The sequence below is a fragment of the Trabulsiella odontotermitis genome, assembly GCF_001297775.1.
Taxonomy (GTDB): domain Bacteria; phylum Pseudomonadota; class Gammaproteobacteria; order Enterobacterales; family Enterobacteriaceae; genus Trabulsiella; species Trabulsiella odontotermitis.
Map to the genome: position 1 here is coordinate 221,039 of NZ_LIFX01000012.1, position 15,892 is coordinate 236,930.

12 protein-coding genes, 1 tRNA gene and 3 pseudogenes are annotated in these 15,892 nt (G+C 54.2%); 7 read left to right on the plus strand and 9 right to left on the minus strand.

Features of this window, described 5'->3' with window-relative positions; translation table 11 throughout:
* The first annotated feature begins 14 nt into the window (after positions 1 to 14).
* Genes AOY23_RS17180 through sfmF form a run of 3 tightly spaced genes read left to right on the plus strand, consistent with a single transcriptional unit; the run spans position 15 to position 4,102 of the window.
* A complete protein-coding gene (locus tag AOY23_RS17180; protein WP_054180566.1) occupies positions 15 to 2,582 on the plus strand; it encodes a fimbrial biogenesis usher protein in 2,568 nt (855 codons plus the stop codon).
* A gap of 4 nt (positions 2,583 to 2,586) precedes the next feature.
* Positions 2,587 to 3,591 carry a type 1 fimbria D-mannose specific adhesin FimH gene (gene fimH / locus AOY23_RS17185; RefSeq protein WP_054180565.1) on the plus strand — a complete coding sequence of 335 codons (1,005 nt, stop codon included), beginning with the start codon at positions 2,587 to 2,589 and terminating at the stop codon, positions 3,589 to 3,591.
* Entirely contained in the window at positions 3,584 to 4,102 is a 519-nt protein-coding gene (sfmF, locus tag AOY23_RS17190) for a fimbria assembly protein (RefSeq protein ID WP_054180388.1), read from the plus strand. Before fimH ends, sfmF begins: the two co-directional genes overlap by 8 nt.
* A gap of 50 nt (positions 4,103 to 4,152) precedes the next feature.
* Here the strand turns inward: sfmF and fimZ are convergent, their stop codons facing one another.
* Complete coding sequence (gene fimZ / locus AOY23_RS17195; RefSeq protein WP_054180387.1) at positions 4,153 to 4,779, minus strand: fimbria biosynthesis transcriptional regulator FimZ; 627 nt, start codon at positions 4,777 to 4,779, stop codon at positions 4,153 to 4,155.
* Between the two features lie 771 nt (positions 4,780 to 5,550).
* Positions 5,551 to 6,273, minus strand: a complete 723-nt coding sequence (locus tag AOY23_RS17200; protein ID WP_152958602.1) for a helix-turn-helix transcriptional regulator — start codon at positions 6,271 to 6,273, stop codon at positions 5,551 to 5,553.
* Between the two features lie 366 nt (positions 6,274 to 6,639).
* Between AOY23_RS17200 and glaH the strand changes: the two genes are divergently transcribed.
* The 4 genes from glaH (at position 6,640) to AOY23_RS17220 (ending at position 9,757) form a co-directional block, all read left to right on the plus strand.
* On the plus strand, positions 6,640 to 7,602 hold the full coding sequence (gene glaH / locus AOY23_RS17205) for a glutarate dioxygenase GlaH (RefSeq protein ID WP_054180385.1): 963 nt from the start codon (positions 6,640 to 6,642) through the stop codon (positions 7,600 to 7,602).
* A 27-nt stretch (positions 7,603 to 7,629) separates the two neighbouring features.
* Entirely contained in the window at positions 7,630 to 8,895 is a 1,266-nt protein-coding gene (gene lhgO / locus AOY23_RS17210) for an L-2-hydroxyglutarate oxidase (protein ID WP_054180384.1), read from the plus strand.
* Positions 8,858 to 9,556 (plus strand): DNA-binding transcriptional regulator CsiR, encoded by a 699-nt coding sequence (csiR, locus tag AOY23_RS17215; RefSeq protein WP_054180383.1) that lies wholly within the window; start codon positions 8,858 to 8,860, stop codon positions 9,554 to 9,556. The genes lhgO and csiR overlap by 38 nt, the downstream gene beginning before the upstream one ends.
* A gap of 124 nt (positions 9,557 to 9,680) precedes the next feature.
* A tRNA-Arg gene (locus AOY23_RS17220) sits at positions 9,681 to 9,757 on the plus strand.
* A gap of 38 nt (positions 9,758 to 9,795) precedes the next feature.
* Here the strand turns inward: AOY23_RS17220 and AOY23_RS17225 are convergent.
* The 7 genes and pseudogenes from AOY23_RS17225 to AOY23_RS17250 form a co-directional block, all read right to left on the minus strand.
* On the minus strand, positions 9,796 to 10,686 hold the full coding sequence (locus AOY23_RS17225) for a proline iminopeptidase-family hydrolase (protein WP_054180382.1): 891 nt from the start codon (positions 10,684 to 10,686) through the stop codon (positions 9,796 to 9,798).
* Between the two features lie 81 nt (positions 10,687 to 10,767).
* A complete protein-coding gene (locus tag AOY23_RS17230) occupies positions 10,768 to 11,520 on the minus strand; it encodes a helix-turn-helix transcriptional regulator (protein ID WP_054180381.1) in 753 nt (250 codons plus the stop codon).
* A gap of 541 nt (positions 11,521 to 12,061) precedes the next feature.
* Positions 12,062 to 12,247, minus strand: a complete 186-nt coding sequence (locus AOY23_RS22000; protein WP_072171046.1) for a CPCC family cysteine-rich protein — start codon at positions 12,245 to 12,247, stop codon at positions 12,062 to 12,064.
* A pseudogene (locus AOY23_RS23055) lies at positions 12,247 to 12,549 on the minus strand (VENN motif pre-toxin domain-containing protein); the annotation flags it as partial. The gene AOY23_RS22000 and the pseudogene AOY23_RS23055, both read right to left, overlap by 1 nt.
* Positions 12,550 to 12,719: 170 nt before the next feature.
* Entirely contained in the window at positions 12,720 to 13,175 is a 456-nt protein-coding gene (locus AOY23_RS17240) for a hypothetical protein (RefSeq protein ID WP_054180379.1), read from the minus strand.
* A gap of 4 nt (positions 13,176 to 13,179) precedes the next feature.
* Positions 13,180 to 14,715: pseudogene (locus AOY23_RS23265) on the minus strand (polymorphic toxin type 25 domain-containing protein); the annotation flags it as partial.
* Positions 14,714 to 15,757 (minus strand): annotated as a pseudogene (locus tag AOY23_RS17250) (ShlB/FhaC/HecB family hemolysin secretion/activation protein); the annotation flags it as partial. The pseudogenes AOY23_RS17250 and AOY23_RS23265, both read right to left, overlap by 2 nt.
* Between the last annotated feature and the right edge of the window lie 135 nt (positions 15,758 to 15,892).

Consider the following 15,892-nt stretch of genomic DNA (forward strand, 5'->3'; position numbering starts at 1 on the left):
GGGTGTTCATCATGATGTCTGCAACCCACCCGCGTCTGAACGTGCTGGCGCTGGCACTGCTTGGTGCCTGCTGGTCATCGCATGGCCGGGCTGAGGATTATTTCAACCCGGCGTTTCTGTCGGACGATGCCGCGCGCGTTGCCGATTTGTCGCGCTTCGAAAAAGGCAACCAGCAGCCTGCGGGTGTTTACCGGGTTGATATCTGGCGTAACGACGAATTTATTGGCACTCAGGATCTGCCATTTGTGGCGGCGGAAAAAACGGCTCCGGCAGCGGGCGGTCTTGCGCCATGTGTGGAACTGGCGCTGATCACGCGGCTCGGTGTGAATCGCCAGGCCTTTCCCGAACTGGCGCAGGGATCGAGTGATACCTGTATCCCGTTGACTACGCGCATTCCCGGTACAGAAATTCATTTTGATTTTGCGGCGCTCAAACTCACATTCAGCATTCCGCAAATCGCCATGCAAAACAGCGCCCGGGGTTACATCGCACCGGAGGAGTGGGACGAAGGGATCCCCGCCGCGCTGGTCAACTACAGCTTCAGCGGCAACCGCGGCACCCAGGATGACAGCTATTTTCTCAGCCTGATGAGCGGCCTGAATTTTGGCCCGTGGCGGCTGCGCAATAACGGCACCTGGAATTACAGCCGCAACAATGGCCAGCATGACAGTCACTGGCAGAACGTCTCGACCTCGGTTCAACGCGCGATGATTCCATGGAAAAGCGAACTGGTGCTCGGCGACAGCAACACCGGCAATGAACTCTTCGACAGCGTGGGGTTTCGCGGCGCACGGTTGTACTCGTCTGACAGTATGTACCCGGACAGCATGCAGGGCTTCGCGCCGACAGTGCGTGGTATCGCCCGGACGCCCGCCAGAGTGGTGATCCGCCAGAACGGCTATGTGGTGTATCAGAGCTATGTGCAAAGCGGCGCGTTCGCCATCAGCGATCTCAACCCGACCTCTTCCAGCGGCGACCTTGACGTCACCGTGGAAGAGAAAGACGGCAGCCAGCAACGCTACACCATACCGTATTCCAGCGTGCCGCTGTTGCAACGTGCAGGCCGCGTCAAATTTGATGTGGTGGCCGGGGATTATCGTTCCGGTAACACGCAGCAGGGAACGCCGTTTTTCTCCCAGGGAACACTGATTGCCGGTCTCGATAACGGCGTGACGCTCTACGGCGGCTCGCAACTGGCGGAACACTATACCGCCGTGGCAATGGGCGCCGGTAAAAACCTCGGCGACTGGGGGGCGATTTCGCTGGATGTCACACATGCGCGCAGCACGCTGGTGGACGGCAGCAACCACGAAGGGCAGTCGCTGCGCTTTCTGTATGCAAAATCACTGAACCGGTTTGGCACCAACTTCCAGTTGCTCGGCTATCGCTACTCCACCAACGGCTTTTATACCCTCGATGACACCACCTGGAAAACGATGAGTGGCTATCAGTACGACGACAAAGACAAAGACGATGACGGCGCTCCCGACATCATCAGCTACCACAATCTGACGTTTAACAAGAAAGGGCGTTTTCAGGTCAATATCTCGCAATTGCTGGGGGATTATGGCTCGCTGTATCTCTCCGGGAGCCAGCAAAGCTACTGGGGAACCAGCGAAACGAACACCTGGTATCAGTTTGGCTATTCCGGCGGCTGGCAGGGGATCAGCTACTCGCTGGCGTGGTCGTGGAACCGCGCGGTGGGGATTTCCGGCACCGATCGCATCGTCACTTTTAACCTGTCGATTCCGTTCAGTTTGTTCACCGGGCACGGCTATCGTCGTGATACCGCGTTTGATCGCGCTTATGCCACTGTTGCCGCCAGCCGTAACCGCGACGGGCAAAACAGCTGGCAGAGCGGCGTCAACGGCACGCTGCTTGAGGGGCGCAACCTGAGCTACAGCGTGACGCAGGGGCATTCCGGCACCAATGGCTATACCGGCAGCGCCAGCGCTAACTGGCAGGCGACGTACGGTACGTTGGGTATGGGTTACAACTACGACCGCGATCAACACGATCTCAACTGGCAACTGTCGGGTGGCGTGTTAGGCCATGCCGATGGCATCACTTTCAGCCAGCCGTTAGGAGACACTAACGTGCTGATCAAAGCGCCTGGCGCATCCGGCGTCAGCATCGAAAACCAGACCGGGGTGAAAACCGACTGGCGCGGCTATGCCGTTATGCCGTACGCCACCGTCTATCGCTACAACCGTGTGGCGCTTGATACCAACTCCATGAGCAACAACACCGACATCGAAAACAACGTCAGCAATGTGGTGCCAACTGAGGGTGCCGTGGTGCGCGCCGCGTTTGATACCCGCATCGGCGTGCGGGCGCTGATCACCGCCCGTCGTGGCAATCAGCCGGTGCCTTTCGGCGCGATTGTACGTGAAACCCGGCATGGGATGACCAGCATGGTGGGTGACGACGGGCAGATTTACTTAAGTGGTTTGCCGCTGCGCGGTGAACTGTTGATCCAATGGGGAGAGGGTGCGAATGCACAATGCCGCGCCAGCTACAGTCTGCCTGAAAAGAGCCTGCAACAGGCGATCACGCTCACGGAGGTTCGCTGTGATCGGTAATGTGATGAAAAAACGAGACTGGCTGGCGGCGCTACTGCTGTTAGTGCCTGCCAGCCACGCGCTGGCGACGGTGTGCTACAACGAAAACGGAGTGCCAACGGATATCTTTTACGATCTGACTGACACGTTTAACAGCGCGAACAATCAGCCAGGGCAAATCGTGACCCTGAGCAATAAATCCGGCTGGGTGGGCGTGAAAGCAGTCTGCCCGAAAGGCACGTCGGGAAACACCACCATGCGCAGTTACGTCACCGATCTCCCGGTACAGAGCGTGGAGGGCGGGTATCAGTATCTCAGGCTGAACGAGTACCTCGACGGCGCGATGCAGATCACCGACAGCTCCGCCGGGGTGTTCCATCCGCCGCAGAACTATATCCAGATGGGATCGCATCCGAACGTCTCCAGGAATCAGCCTTTTCCGGTGGAGGATTCAAAGCTGGTGTTTCGCCTTAAAGTCACGCGGCGGTTTATCAACATGGTGGTGATCCCGCGACAGACCATGTTTCGCGTGTATGTCACCACGACGCGAGGCGATCCACTGACCACGGTGGTTTATACCATCAGCTACAGCGGCACCATTGAAGTGCCGCAGAGTTGCGCCATCAATGCGGGCAACGTGGTGGAATTCGATTTCGGTGATATCGGCGCGTCGCTCTTTAGTCAGGCCGGAGCCGGGAACCGCCCGCAGGGCGTCTCTGTGCAGCAGAAAACGGTCGGGATCAAATGTACCAACGTGGAGGCGCAGGCGTACCTGAGCATGCGCATTGAAGCCGAACAGGCGCAGGGCAACGCGATGGTCTCTGATAACCCGGACCTGGGATTTATCATTGCCGACGGTTCCGGCAACCCGCTGACACCCAATAACCTCACCAGTAAAATTCCTTTCCGGCTGGATGACAGCGCCCGGGCGCAGGTATCGATTCGCGCCTGGCCGGTGAGCGTGACGGGGAACAAACCCAGCGAAGGACCGTTTACCGCGAGGGGGTATCTGCGTGTTGACTATGATTAACGGCCGCGTTTTTGCCAGCCTGATGCTGATCGTCACGCTGACCGCGCAAGCGCAGACGCCGCTTGGCGAAATCAACATTGAACTGCGGGGCAACGTGGTGGATTTCACCTGCGTCGTGGAGGCGGGGGACAGCAACAAAACCGTGCAACTGGGGCGCTGGCCGACGAAACAACTGCAACAGGCGGGAAACACCACCCGTGAAGTACCGTTTACCCTGACGCTGAACGGTTGCCCGCCGGGCGCCGCGTCCATCACCTTTTCCGGCACGCCTGACACCCAGGACAGCACGTTGTTGAGGCTGAATGGCAACAGCCAGGCCAGCAACGTGGCGGTGGAAATTCGTGATAAAGACCGGACTCGCCTGCCGCTGGAACAGGCCAGTCAGGATGTGGTGGTGGATGCGCAGGGAAATGCGACGCTACAGTTTTTCGCGAATTACATCGCGACGGCCAATGATCCTCAGCCCGGCGTCGCGGACGCAGATGCGACGTTTATGATTAATTATAATTGAGGTGAAAGGGAACTCCCGAATGATATTTTTTATCCGGGAGTTCATGTTGCTTATAATAATTCGTGGGCTTTCGCGTAATCAATCAGTTCAACAATGGTATGCACGCCCAGTTTGCTGAAAATATTTGACTTGTGGGCGCTGATGGTTTTGTTGCTCAATAATAATTGATCGGCGATTTCCTTATTGGTCAGGCCATTTGCCAGATAACGCAGCACCATCACTTCGCGATTCGATAATGGCAGTTCCGGCAGATCACCACGCTGCGAATGGCTGAACATCGTCAGTGACGATGACGGAAAAAAAGAATATCCCGCCAGCAGCATTTCCACCGCTTTATAGATGTCGTTTTGATCCTTTCGTTTGCTGACAAAGCCATTCGCGCCCGCGCGTATCGCCCGCCCGGCATAGAAGGATTCTGACTTTGAAGATAAGAAGAGTACCTTGGTTCGGTGGTTTATCTCCTTGATTCTTTTGAGCAAAGAAAAACCATCCGTGCCGGGTAACTCGATGTCAAGAATAACCATATCGGTGGGGTTATGGCGAAGATAATCGAGTAATTCCCGATTATCATCCGTTTTCAGAACCACTTCGATATCTTTATTTTTATGCAGTAAGACTTCGATTGACATTCTGACGATGGGCTGTTCGTCCATAATAATTACGGAATGCGGTCTCATTTTTCTATTCCTCAGATTGTTAGAACAGTCGTGCCGAATCCTTTCCGGATCCACCGCTAGCTGGAAGGATAAAATCAAAAAATCCTGATACCGAAGTATGTTTCCATGGAAAGTACAAAAGCGTTCCTGTATGCGTGGTTGTTACTTATTCGCATGCGATTAGTTTATTCTGCGAAAGAATAAATAAGCACGATGTCATATTATTATTTCTTACTCTGACGCCACTGATTATACCGTGTAACTTTTCCTGGAAAAGCCTGTGAAATTGACAAAAAGCGTTACCCGTTAGGATATTCTGACGACAGGTAACAATATTTTCTGTTTTGGCGTAACCGGCTAGGATTTTTCTTAATGATAAAATTAACGATTATGCTAACGAGGAAAAACAACATTAATGACTGGTTGTTGTTCTGTTGTTAAATAGATTTCTGAAAGTTTATCGTACAGGCAGGATGGCTGCCTGCGGCTGAATTCATCATTTATCGCGGTTGGTTGCGGTTCGTGGCCGATCTCGCGTGCGGCGCTGGTCGCAGCAGGATCTGCTGTCAGGGTTGTGGGTTATCTGCCAGTTACGTGCCATTGTTGATATTTTCATCGAAGAATTGTTCTCCGCTTGACGCAGAGAAAAATAGCAGCAGCGATATTAACCAGTGTATTGCCTTTATCTGGTGATAAGTTCTGAAGGGTGGGGCTTTTTAGGAATAGTTATAATTGTTTTACAAATGTTATCAATTAACCATTATTTAACAATAAATTAAGTAATTTCCTAAATCAGTTCCGGACTGAATTTCCACTTAATCGCTGTAGCAGGCGGATAAGCTGCTGTCGTTTCTGTAATTTCAGCAGGGCAAGAATGCGCGCGAGTCGATAGATAATGCGGTGATAAGGGCGATTCTGCTGTATGGCGATATTTCGCAGCGTCATACCGTCAGCCATCAGGCGAATAATCTGCCATTCCTGGCGGTTAAACCGCTCCCTGGGGTTATTGAACACCACGCGCGGAAACGCCAGCGCCTGTTGCACGCCGCTTACCGTAACGCGACGGTCGATGATCCGGCACAGGCAACTTGCCGCAATAAAATGCACGATGTCCAGATCATCCACCACTGTCAGCAGATCAAATGCCAGATCAGGGTGTTGTCGGCTGATAAGGTGCAGTTGATACAGGGTGTCGAGCACAGGGGCGGTGCTGCCGTTGAGATCGATAATCAGGCGTGAGGACCCCCACTTTTGCCGGGCTTCTGACGCCTCTTCCAGACGAGGAAAAAGGGTACTGCAGGCCAGTGGCGGCGGGCTGTAGCGGATACCGGTCGCGAGGTAGTTATCCTGCGTGACCAGAAGCAACCTGTCGCTCAGGGACGCCGCATGGTTGGTGGCCGGGTTCGCCAGCAGGTCGATCCGCTCGACCAGCGCATAATGCGGTAATGGCAGGCGGCGCCCACCCACCGGAGTCGCATTGCGACGACGTCTTTCCCTGCGTAATACCACGCGCATAAATTCCCTCTCACGCCGTAAGCTCATTGAGAATATCAGAAGGGCTTATGCAAAACAGATACGCTTTCCTGGCGGTAACAGACTGAAATCATTACAGGCTTATATGCCGGAACTGTTGAGCTTCTATTGTTACGACACGAGAGTTGTCTAAAAACCAGGCAATGCTTAAAACCTACTGAGATATTTCGCAGTTGCGGGGGTGCGTGTATGGTGTTGCGTTGTTAAATATATGTTGCTTTTGATCACAAAAAATAAACAAACAGACTGTTTTATGCGCAATCCCGAAAAATGTAGATATTTTTAAGTTATGGCTACGAAAAAGACACGCCATCTCTGTCTGCTACTCTACCGAGAGGATTGATTCTGATGAATGCACTCACTGCCCTGAAACAGAGCCCGTCCGACCTGTCCCGCTCCGGCAGCGGTTTTACCGTCACCCCTTCGCGCCAGTCGCCCCGTTTGCTTGAACTCACCTTTACCCCCGGGGTGACACAACAATTTTTGCATGACGTGGCGCAGTGGCCGGTGCAGGCGCTGGAGTACAAATCCTTCCTGCGTTTCCGGGTAGCGCAAATCCTCGATGATCTGTGCGGTAACCAGCTGCGTCCGCTGCTGTTTAACGCGCTGCTGTCGCGTAGCGAAGGGGCATTGCTGGTGGCGGCGCCGGGTCTGGACAACGTGGCGCAGGCAGATGAGATGGTCAAACTGGCGACCGCGGTCGCGCATCTGGTAGGGCGCTCCAATTTCGATGCGATGAGCGGCCAGTATTATGCCCGCTTCGTGGTAAAAAATGTCGATAATTCTGACAGTTATCTGCGCCAGCCGCACCGCGTGATGGAACTGCATAACGACGGGACCTACGTCGAAGAGCCGACCGATTACGTGCTGATGATGAAAATTGACGAGCAGAACATGCAGGGCGGTAATTCGCTGCTGCTGCACCTTGACGACTGGGAACATCTGGAGCGTTTCTTCGCGCATCCACTGGCACGCCGTCCGATGCGCTGGGCCGCGCCACCCAGCAAGAACGTCAGTAAGGATATCTGGCATCCGGTGTTTGACGTCGACACGCAGGGGCGACCGGTGATGCGTTACATCGACCAGTTTGTGCAGCCTAAAGATCTGGAAGAGGGGACCTGGCTGAGTGCACTTTCGGATGCGCTGGAGACCAGCAAGCAGATCCTCTCCGTGCCAGTACCGGTCGGCCGGTTCCTGCTGATCAACAATCTCTTCTGGCTGCACGGGCGCGATCGTTTCACGCCACACCCGGATCTGCGCCGCGAGCTGATGCGTCAGCGGGGTTATTTCTGCGATCCCACCACGCCATAATCCCTCACTGGCGAAGGAATTCACTGGATGTATGATTTTGTGATTATCGGCGGCGGCATCATCGGGATGTCGACCGCCATGCAACTGGCGGATGTCTACCCTGATGCCCGGATTGCGTTACTGGAAAAAGAGTCTGCCGCCGCGCAGCATCAGACCGGGCATAACAGCGGGGTGATCCACGCCGGGGTGTATTACACCCCCGGCACCCTCAAAGCGCAGTTTTGCCTTGCCGGAAACCGGGCGACAAAAGCGTTTTGCGAGCAAAACGGCATTCGCGTCGAAACCTGCGGAAAAATGCTGGTCGCCACCTCGCCGCTGGAAATGGAACGTATGCGGGCGCTGTGGGATCGCACCGCCGAAAATCAACTGGAGCGCTACTGGTTGAGCGCGGAAGAACTGCGTGAGCGCGAACCGAATATCCGTGGGCTGGGCGGCATTTTTGTTCCTTCCAGCGGGATCGTCAGTTATCGCGAAGTGACGGAAGCGATGGCGCAACGGTTTCGCGACAGCGGCGGCGAGATTATTTATGGCGCCGAGGTCTGCGCGCTGAAAGAACATGCGGCCGGTGTGGTGGTGAGAACGAAGCAGGGGCAGGAGTTTGAAGCCTCGACGCTCATCACCTGCGCCGGGCTGATGGCTGACAGGCTGGTCAGCATGCTGGGGCTTGATCCCGGTTTTATCATCTGCCCGTTCCGTGGGGAATATTTCCGTCTCGCCCCGCAGCACAATCAGATCGTCAACCACCTTATTTATCCGATTCCCGATCCGGCGATGCCATTCCTCGGCGTACACCTGACGCGGATGATCGACGGCAGCGTGACCGTCGGCCCTAACGCCGTGCTGGCCTTCAAGCGGGAAGGGTATCGCAAGCGCGATATTTCGCTGCATGACACGCTGGAAATTTTGCGATCACCGGGGATCCGCCGCGTGCTTAACGGCAACCTGCGCGCCGGGTTACATGAAATGAAGAACTCGCTGTGTAAAAGCGGTTATCTGCGTCAGGTGCAAAAGTATTGCCCCAGCCTGCGTGCCGACGATTTACAGCCCTGTCCCGCGGGCGTCAGGGCACAGGCGGTTTCACCGGACGGGAAGCTTATCGACGATTTCTTGTTCGTTACGACGCCACGCTCGATTCATACCTGTAACGCACCGTCTCCGGCTGCGACATCGGCCATTCCTATCGGCGCGCACATTGTCAGTAAAGTGCAGAGCCTGCTCGACAGCCAGCAAACCACGACGCTCGGGAGAAAAAAACATGGGACAGACAGCCTCGATCCCTTCAACCGCGTTTGACGGTTACCGGCGGCTTAAGAACGACATCATTCGCGGCGTCTGGCAGCCGGAAGAGAAGCTACGGATGAGCCTGCTGACGTCTCGTTACGAACTGGGCGTTGGGCCGCTGCGGGAGGCACTGTCGCAACTGGTGGCCGAACGACTGGTCACCGTGGTGAATCAGAAAGGCTACCGCGTGGCGCCGATGTCAGAAACGGAGTTGCTCGATATCTTCGATGCGCGCGCCAGTATGGAGGCGATGCTGGTGGGGCTGGCGATTGCACGGGGCGGGGACGCGTGGGAAGCGGAAATTCTGGCGCGGTCGCACATGCTGAACAAACTCTCCGCCAGCAAAGCCAGCGAAGGGATGCTGGAGGAGTGGGACCAGCGGCATCAGGCATTCCACACGGCGATTGTGAATGGCTGCGGATCGCAGTATCTGTTGCAGATGCGCGAGCGGCTGTTTGATCTTGCGGCGCGCTACCGGTTTATCTGGTTGCGTGAAACGGTGTTGTCGGTCGAAATGCTGGAAGACAAACACGACCAGCATCAGGAACTGGTCGAAGCGATACTGGCGCGTGACGCCAGCCTTGCCAGCGAGCGGATGCGCCAGCACTTGCTGACGCCCATTCCCATCATCCAGCAAGCGATGGTGCAGAAGCGCCAGCAGAGTGCGGTATGATTCCGGTTAGCAAATAAGCAATAGCGCAGCAGAAACGCCGGGTTGGGGGAAAAGCCATTGACTCAGCAGGCGTTGACCGTATAATTCCAGGCGTTTCACACCGCGAAGTTCCTGACTTCTCAGTGCGCCCTTAGCTCAGCTGGATAGAGCAACGGCCTTCTAAGCCGTAGGTCACAGGTTCGAATCCTGTAGGGCGTGCCATTTCCTGGTCAACGCTATTATTCCCCAGTCAAGCGGTTTCAGTTTGCCTTCAGAAAATCCCCGACGGTTTGCATACAGCGTTGTCGCTCTTCGATATGGGGCATATGGCTGGAGTTCTCAAAAATGACCCACTGCGCGCCGGTTATCTTGTCCATAAAAGGCTGCACAACTTCCGGGGTTGCCTCGTCGTAACGCCCGGAAATGAGCAGGGTTGGCACCGCAATTTTCCCGAGCCGGTCAACAATGCTCCAGTTTTTCAACGAGCCAATAATGTTAAATTCCGAGGGACCGTTCATGGCCAGATACACACCAGGGTTGGACTCCAGCGCTGCAAAGGTACGCAAGAGTTCTTCTGGCCAGGGATCAACGCGGCAAACATGGCGCTGATAAAAAACCATACTTGCCGCTTTGTATTCCTCACTGTCGAGCGTTCCCGCTTTTTCATGTTCCAGCAACGTGGCCTGCACTTCCGCTGGCAGCTCAGCGCGGAGTCTGGCGGCGGCCTCCATCCACAGCGCCATGGACGCCGGAGTGTCGGCGAGGATAAGCGCTTTCAGGCCTGATGGCTGCGTGACGGCATGTTCCGCCGCCAGCATTCCGCCCCAGGACTGACCGAGCAATGCGTAGTCGTCATCAATCTCCAGCGTCCGGAGCAGGTTAGTCAGCTCGTCAAGAAAAAGGGATGGTTGCCAGAATGTAGGATCGACATCCGGCAGATGGGTAGAACGCCCGTTTCCCAGTTGATCGTAATGGATAACGGCGCGTCCGGTTTCGGCAATATATTTAAACGCATCAACATAATCATGAGTACAACCTGGACCGCCGTGAGCTACCACCAGCGGCGTCTGCCCATTATGCAGATCACCGCAGATGCGAAACCAGGTCTGATAGCCCTGAAAGGGGGCAAAGCCTTCGCGAATGGTGTACATGGGACGTTTTCCTTTGAAGTGAACCAACTCTCAGGGTAGAACGTCCTGGGCCGCGTTGAATACTAGTAAAAATGCTAGTTCTTAACTGTCGAGCAGGCGGTAGTGCATCGCGCGTACCACAGCCTGTACGCGATTTGTGGCGCCGAGTTTTTTCGCCGCCGTGTTCAGATGTAGCGTGACCGTTGCGACCGATCGATGCAGTTTACGGGCGATCTCTTTTGCCGTCAGCCCCCTGGCGGACCACGCCAGGCACTCGCGCTCACGGTTGCTCAGTCGGATGTGGTGACAGGTACGCATTGAGGCGTCAAACAGCGGAAAAGCCGTCTCCTGAAAGTGATGTGCAAGAAACATCATCTGGGCGAGGGTATCATTGATACCAGGTGGCGGATGCTGGCTGGTTAAAATGCCTGTCAGGGTAACAAATCCGCCATTCGGTAGATGCAACGGTACGGTTGCGCCACTGGACATGTTGTTCTCGCACATGTAGCGGCTGACTTCACGCGCGTTATTGTCCAGCATATGGCGCAGCACGCTGCTTGCCGGGTATTGATATGACCAGACAAAAGGCGCGCAGCTCTGCAATGCGTAATGTTGCACCGGATCGGCCTGATAATAGCCGCGCTCGCACCATAACTGGTGCATATCGTCCGGCGCATTACGCATTTCCAGTAGCGAAGGGGTAATCAGTTCACCCTCAGGCGAACGCGGAACCGGCGTATAGTGGTAAATCACTGCATCAAAACCCAATGATTGCGTCCGGGCAAACAGCCTGGTGAACGCCTCTTTAAGCCTGGTGGAATCCGTGTTTCCAGGGCGCTTGATCTCAACTTTCATGCTTATCCCCTCACGTTGAACGGTGCCACGCCACGGGCATGGTTAGTGCAAACTCATACTGAATTATGCAATTTTGGTGCCGCTCAGGGCGCTGGTAAAAACGCGTACTTTTGCTGATTACCCGGCTCCTATTGATAATGTAAGCGTAACTGAATTCTTCCGAACCAAAGCCGATAACGGGGGGATGATGTTGCACCTTGCGGGCGCGCGCAGCGCAGCAGTCATCGCAATAGTGGCGATGATGAACTAGTTGGCGCGGAATGAGTGGGGGATAGCGGTCAGAGTGATGATAAAGACGGTAAGACCGTGTCAGCGAATCTTGTAGTGGTCACAGCTCTGAATACAGAGCTGCAACGACTCACCAATGTCGGAACAACAGAAGTCGATCCGGATATTCCAGTTTAACCTGGCACTGTTTTCAGGGATGCTTACAACAGGTTTAGGCGCACCGGTGATCTGCCAGTGTACAAGCGTTGGGACGGATATTGTGGGTAAAGGCTGATGAAACAATCCCGGCTCGGTGGCTGGGATAAATATTCAGTTACTGTTTGTTAAATGCTCGTTTCGCCTCATTTAAACTCAGAGAGTTTGCCCCGCCAGAAAAATCTGGATCAGCCGATTGTACAGGGTCATCTTCCCACCCACATACAGGGCAAATTTCATAACAACCCGGCTCATCGATTTTCTTATTTCCACAGCACGGACAAGGATAAGAGCTATTATTCATCATTGCTTGTTCCAATATTCGAGACCTTTCTCTGGTTTAAACATTGTACGTGGTACACCATTTATATCTTTTGAAGCAAAGACATTAGTCGCAGGATTATAATACAGCGAGTCTCCGTTAGGGCGAGTTTTAGTTAAAGTGCCTTGCGGTGGGGTTGTCATAAAATTATGGGCTGCATCAACATATTGCTTAGCATTCTGATACTCAGGAAACTCTTTCCCATGTTTTGTCCAGTGCCCATAGGCATTACCCACAGGTTCTGCCTTCTTGGTTTCTGTCCAAATCTGAGTATCTTTAGATTTACCACCCTTAGCTATCCCACCACCACCTTTCAGTGGATCGCCATTCTCATCAAGAACTTTGGCAGGTCGCAGTCCAGGCCGCTTTTCTTCTTCCTCGCTGAGCGAGTTATTCTCAACAACAATCCCAACTGTATGAATTGAGATTAATCGCAGATTTCAGTAACGCTGCATCAGCGTATCATGCCAATTAAACATCCGAGGTACCCAGCCCGGCTTAACCACAAAAATGGGCTGGTGAGGCCAGACCGACGAATATTGGTTAATTCCCTCATGGGTGCAAGGCCATCATTTTTGATAACAACATCCTTTGCACCATAGCGGCAATGCATTATCAGAAAGAAAATCCCAGCAATCCCTAAACCAAAATAACTTTCAGGGCTACCCCAAAAATTGGTCCGTAATTTTAAATAGGTGAGCCCCCAGATGCTCAGTAAAAAGACCATAAAAGAACATGCAGCAATATTCATATCACGTTTACTGCTCAGTCCAAAAAAGAGCGCATCAAAAAAACACATCGGGGTAAAAGGTGATTGGACGCTTCTTCCTGTCGCTTTACTAAACCGATAAAACATAACCGTTCCGACCGCAAAAGCGGAAAGTGCAATACCTAACAACACATAAATCATTTGGTTAGTCCTTTTTGATAGGCCAAGAGATTAGTTCGGTACTACCAGAGCCGTTAAGCTCTGGCTGGTTGTTACTGTTTTCACTTTGTCGGATACTCGTACCAATCCCTCCACCAACTCTGAAAGAGCCACCAATGCCGTCTTTACCAATACTCCCTTCAAGTGAAAAAATACCAGCCGATATGGCACCAGAATAATCATAGGTAGGATTGAAATCTTTAATCGGGTAAGGTCCAAAAGTCAAACCGGCAGACGCATCTGTACGCCACCCTAACACCTTCGTAACCCCACCATTAATTGCAAATTTATCCTCTGAAAGTACACCTTCCAGATACCCTCCTGCGACATAACCTCCAGCGACCTGGCCTTTTATATCTCCATGAATTTTTGCAGTATCCCCTACTGACGGGCCGATATGTGATTTGTCTACCGCTTTGATAATTTCATCGTTAGTGACCCCTTTATCGCCGAGATCAAAAGCCAGAGATGCATCCTGCTGTACGCGAGGCGGCACAAACTCAGACATTGAGTTATTCTCTGTCGAGTTTTTCCCCGCCTGAGCCCCAGTCAATGCACCGGCTGTACTGTTGCCAGCAATCCCCCCTGCAAGACCAGACGCTACGGTGCTGAGTGCCACAATCAGCTGTTTCTGTTCTTCGCTCAGCTTATCTTTCGGGATATTTGGGAAGAGCTGGTGCGCAATCAGTTCTCCGGTTACCGCTCCCGCTGCACCTGCGGCGGCACTGCCACCGTTCAACTGAGCGGTGACTGCACCCAGGATGGCATGAGCAACGGCTTTTGCTGCCTCATTATTGTCAATCCCCATGCCATGACCGATAAGGTATGCCAGCTCCGGTGCAGATGCCCCGGCCAACGCCCCGGCGATATTTCCGCCCGCCAGCCCCTGAAGCGCCGCGGTCGCTGCCTGAATACCACGCTGCAAATCACTACCGGTACCATAATCCTGCATGGCAGTCCGGCCTGCCTGGTCTGCAATTTGCTCTTGCGTCGGGTTGCTGTTACCTTCCTTCAGCAGCTTGTCTTTCGCCGCCGCCAGCGCTGCAGGATCTTTCATTGCTTTCGCTTTAGCAATCTCCCCCTGCGTCCTCGCAATGTCCATGGCCTGACTGCCAATCTCTCCAATCAGCTGAATTTCCTGCAGGCGGTTCTGTTCTTTCTCCTTGTCAAATATCGGGCTGATGCTGCCGTTGGCATGTTCCGTGTCGCGGCTCAGGTCCGCCACATCCTGTTTCTGGTTGTCCTTGTCACGGATGATGATGGTGCCGTCGCTTACTGCTGCCTGGGTGGTACCTTCTGCATGACCGCTGTTACCACCTCCAGCCAGCAGGGTGTTTGCCATGTTTCCGGCGAGCTGCTTGTCGATACCGCTACCCGTACTGAAGCCAGCCCCCTGGTGCTCGGTTTTGTAGTCGGCTTTGTTGTGAATGTCGCTGAAACCCAGCGTGTCGGTATCCAGCCGGTTTTTATCTGCCGGACCGGTGGAGGCTATCACGCCGCCATCCAGTTGGGTGTGGTTAGGTGATACCAGCGGTAAGCCCGGTTTTGATGTCGCCATTGCGGAATACCACCCACGAGCCGGTGAGGCGGTGAGTTTCGCTGTCACCAGTGGAGCGCCACGGCCAGCCGTTGTTATCAATGGTGCTGAGGTAATTGCTCCAGCTGTAGCTGTAGTCGAGCAGGCCGTAGCCGTACGGCACGCTGACGCCCGCGGCAAAATTTTGCGCGTCTTTCGAGTCTGAAAAATCGCTGCTGCGCCCGCCGCTGACGAACCATTTATCCGCCAGACCGAGCAGGTTATTGCCGGTCAGCGCGCCGCTGAACTGGCCGGTGCCGGTGCTTTTCTGCCCGCTGTTGTCGAAACTTACCGAACCACTAAGCGGAAATTCCGGGGCAGCGGTGAGATTGACAATCGACCAGCCCTGCGACTCACCCGGCTGGATTTCAATCTCCACCGGAACCTGTCGCACGCGGTTCAGTTGCTCCATACCCTGTTCGATGTCGCGCAGGTTAAGGATTTTTCCTTCCAGCCCGGGAAAAGTCATGGCGAGCGTCCGCTGCGGCACGCCTTCGAGGCGGATTTGCTGCAACCGGCCTTCCAGCACCGTGAGGTACAACACGCCGGAGGAGAGGTCCTGCTCAGTCAGAAAAGCGCGGCTGGTGATATACCCGCGGCTGATGTACCAGTCGGAGACGGCGTTAGTGACCTGCGTCAGTCGTGCCATGTCCAGGCACTGGTTCAGCCACGGGGCGGTAACGGTATCGGCGTCGCGTGAAGAGAGCAGGGTGGCGCCACGCACCTCAATACAGGAAATGGTAAAGCACGGGCCTTCTGTGGTCGGCGTCACGGCAGGCGCTGACGAGCGGGGCAGCGGGGTGCTGCGCTCCAGTTCATCACGCTGACGCTGGTTCTGCTCAAGCAACTGTTGTTGCTGCTGCTGAATAGTATCGCGGTCAGCAGGGGAAAGCGGAGCCGCCGTGGCACGAGAGAAAGCTACCGCCAGAATGGCGACACAGAAGAGGCACCTGACGCCGGAAAATCCGCGTAGTGGCTTCCCGTCCATTGCTTATCCTTAAGATTAATTTCGTATGAAATGTGGGCGCAAAATAAGACAGAAAAATATATTTGTAAATATCTGCAAAGTGACACCATTCGCATTACCAGGGACATCAACATATTGTTCGGAATATTTGACATT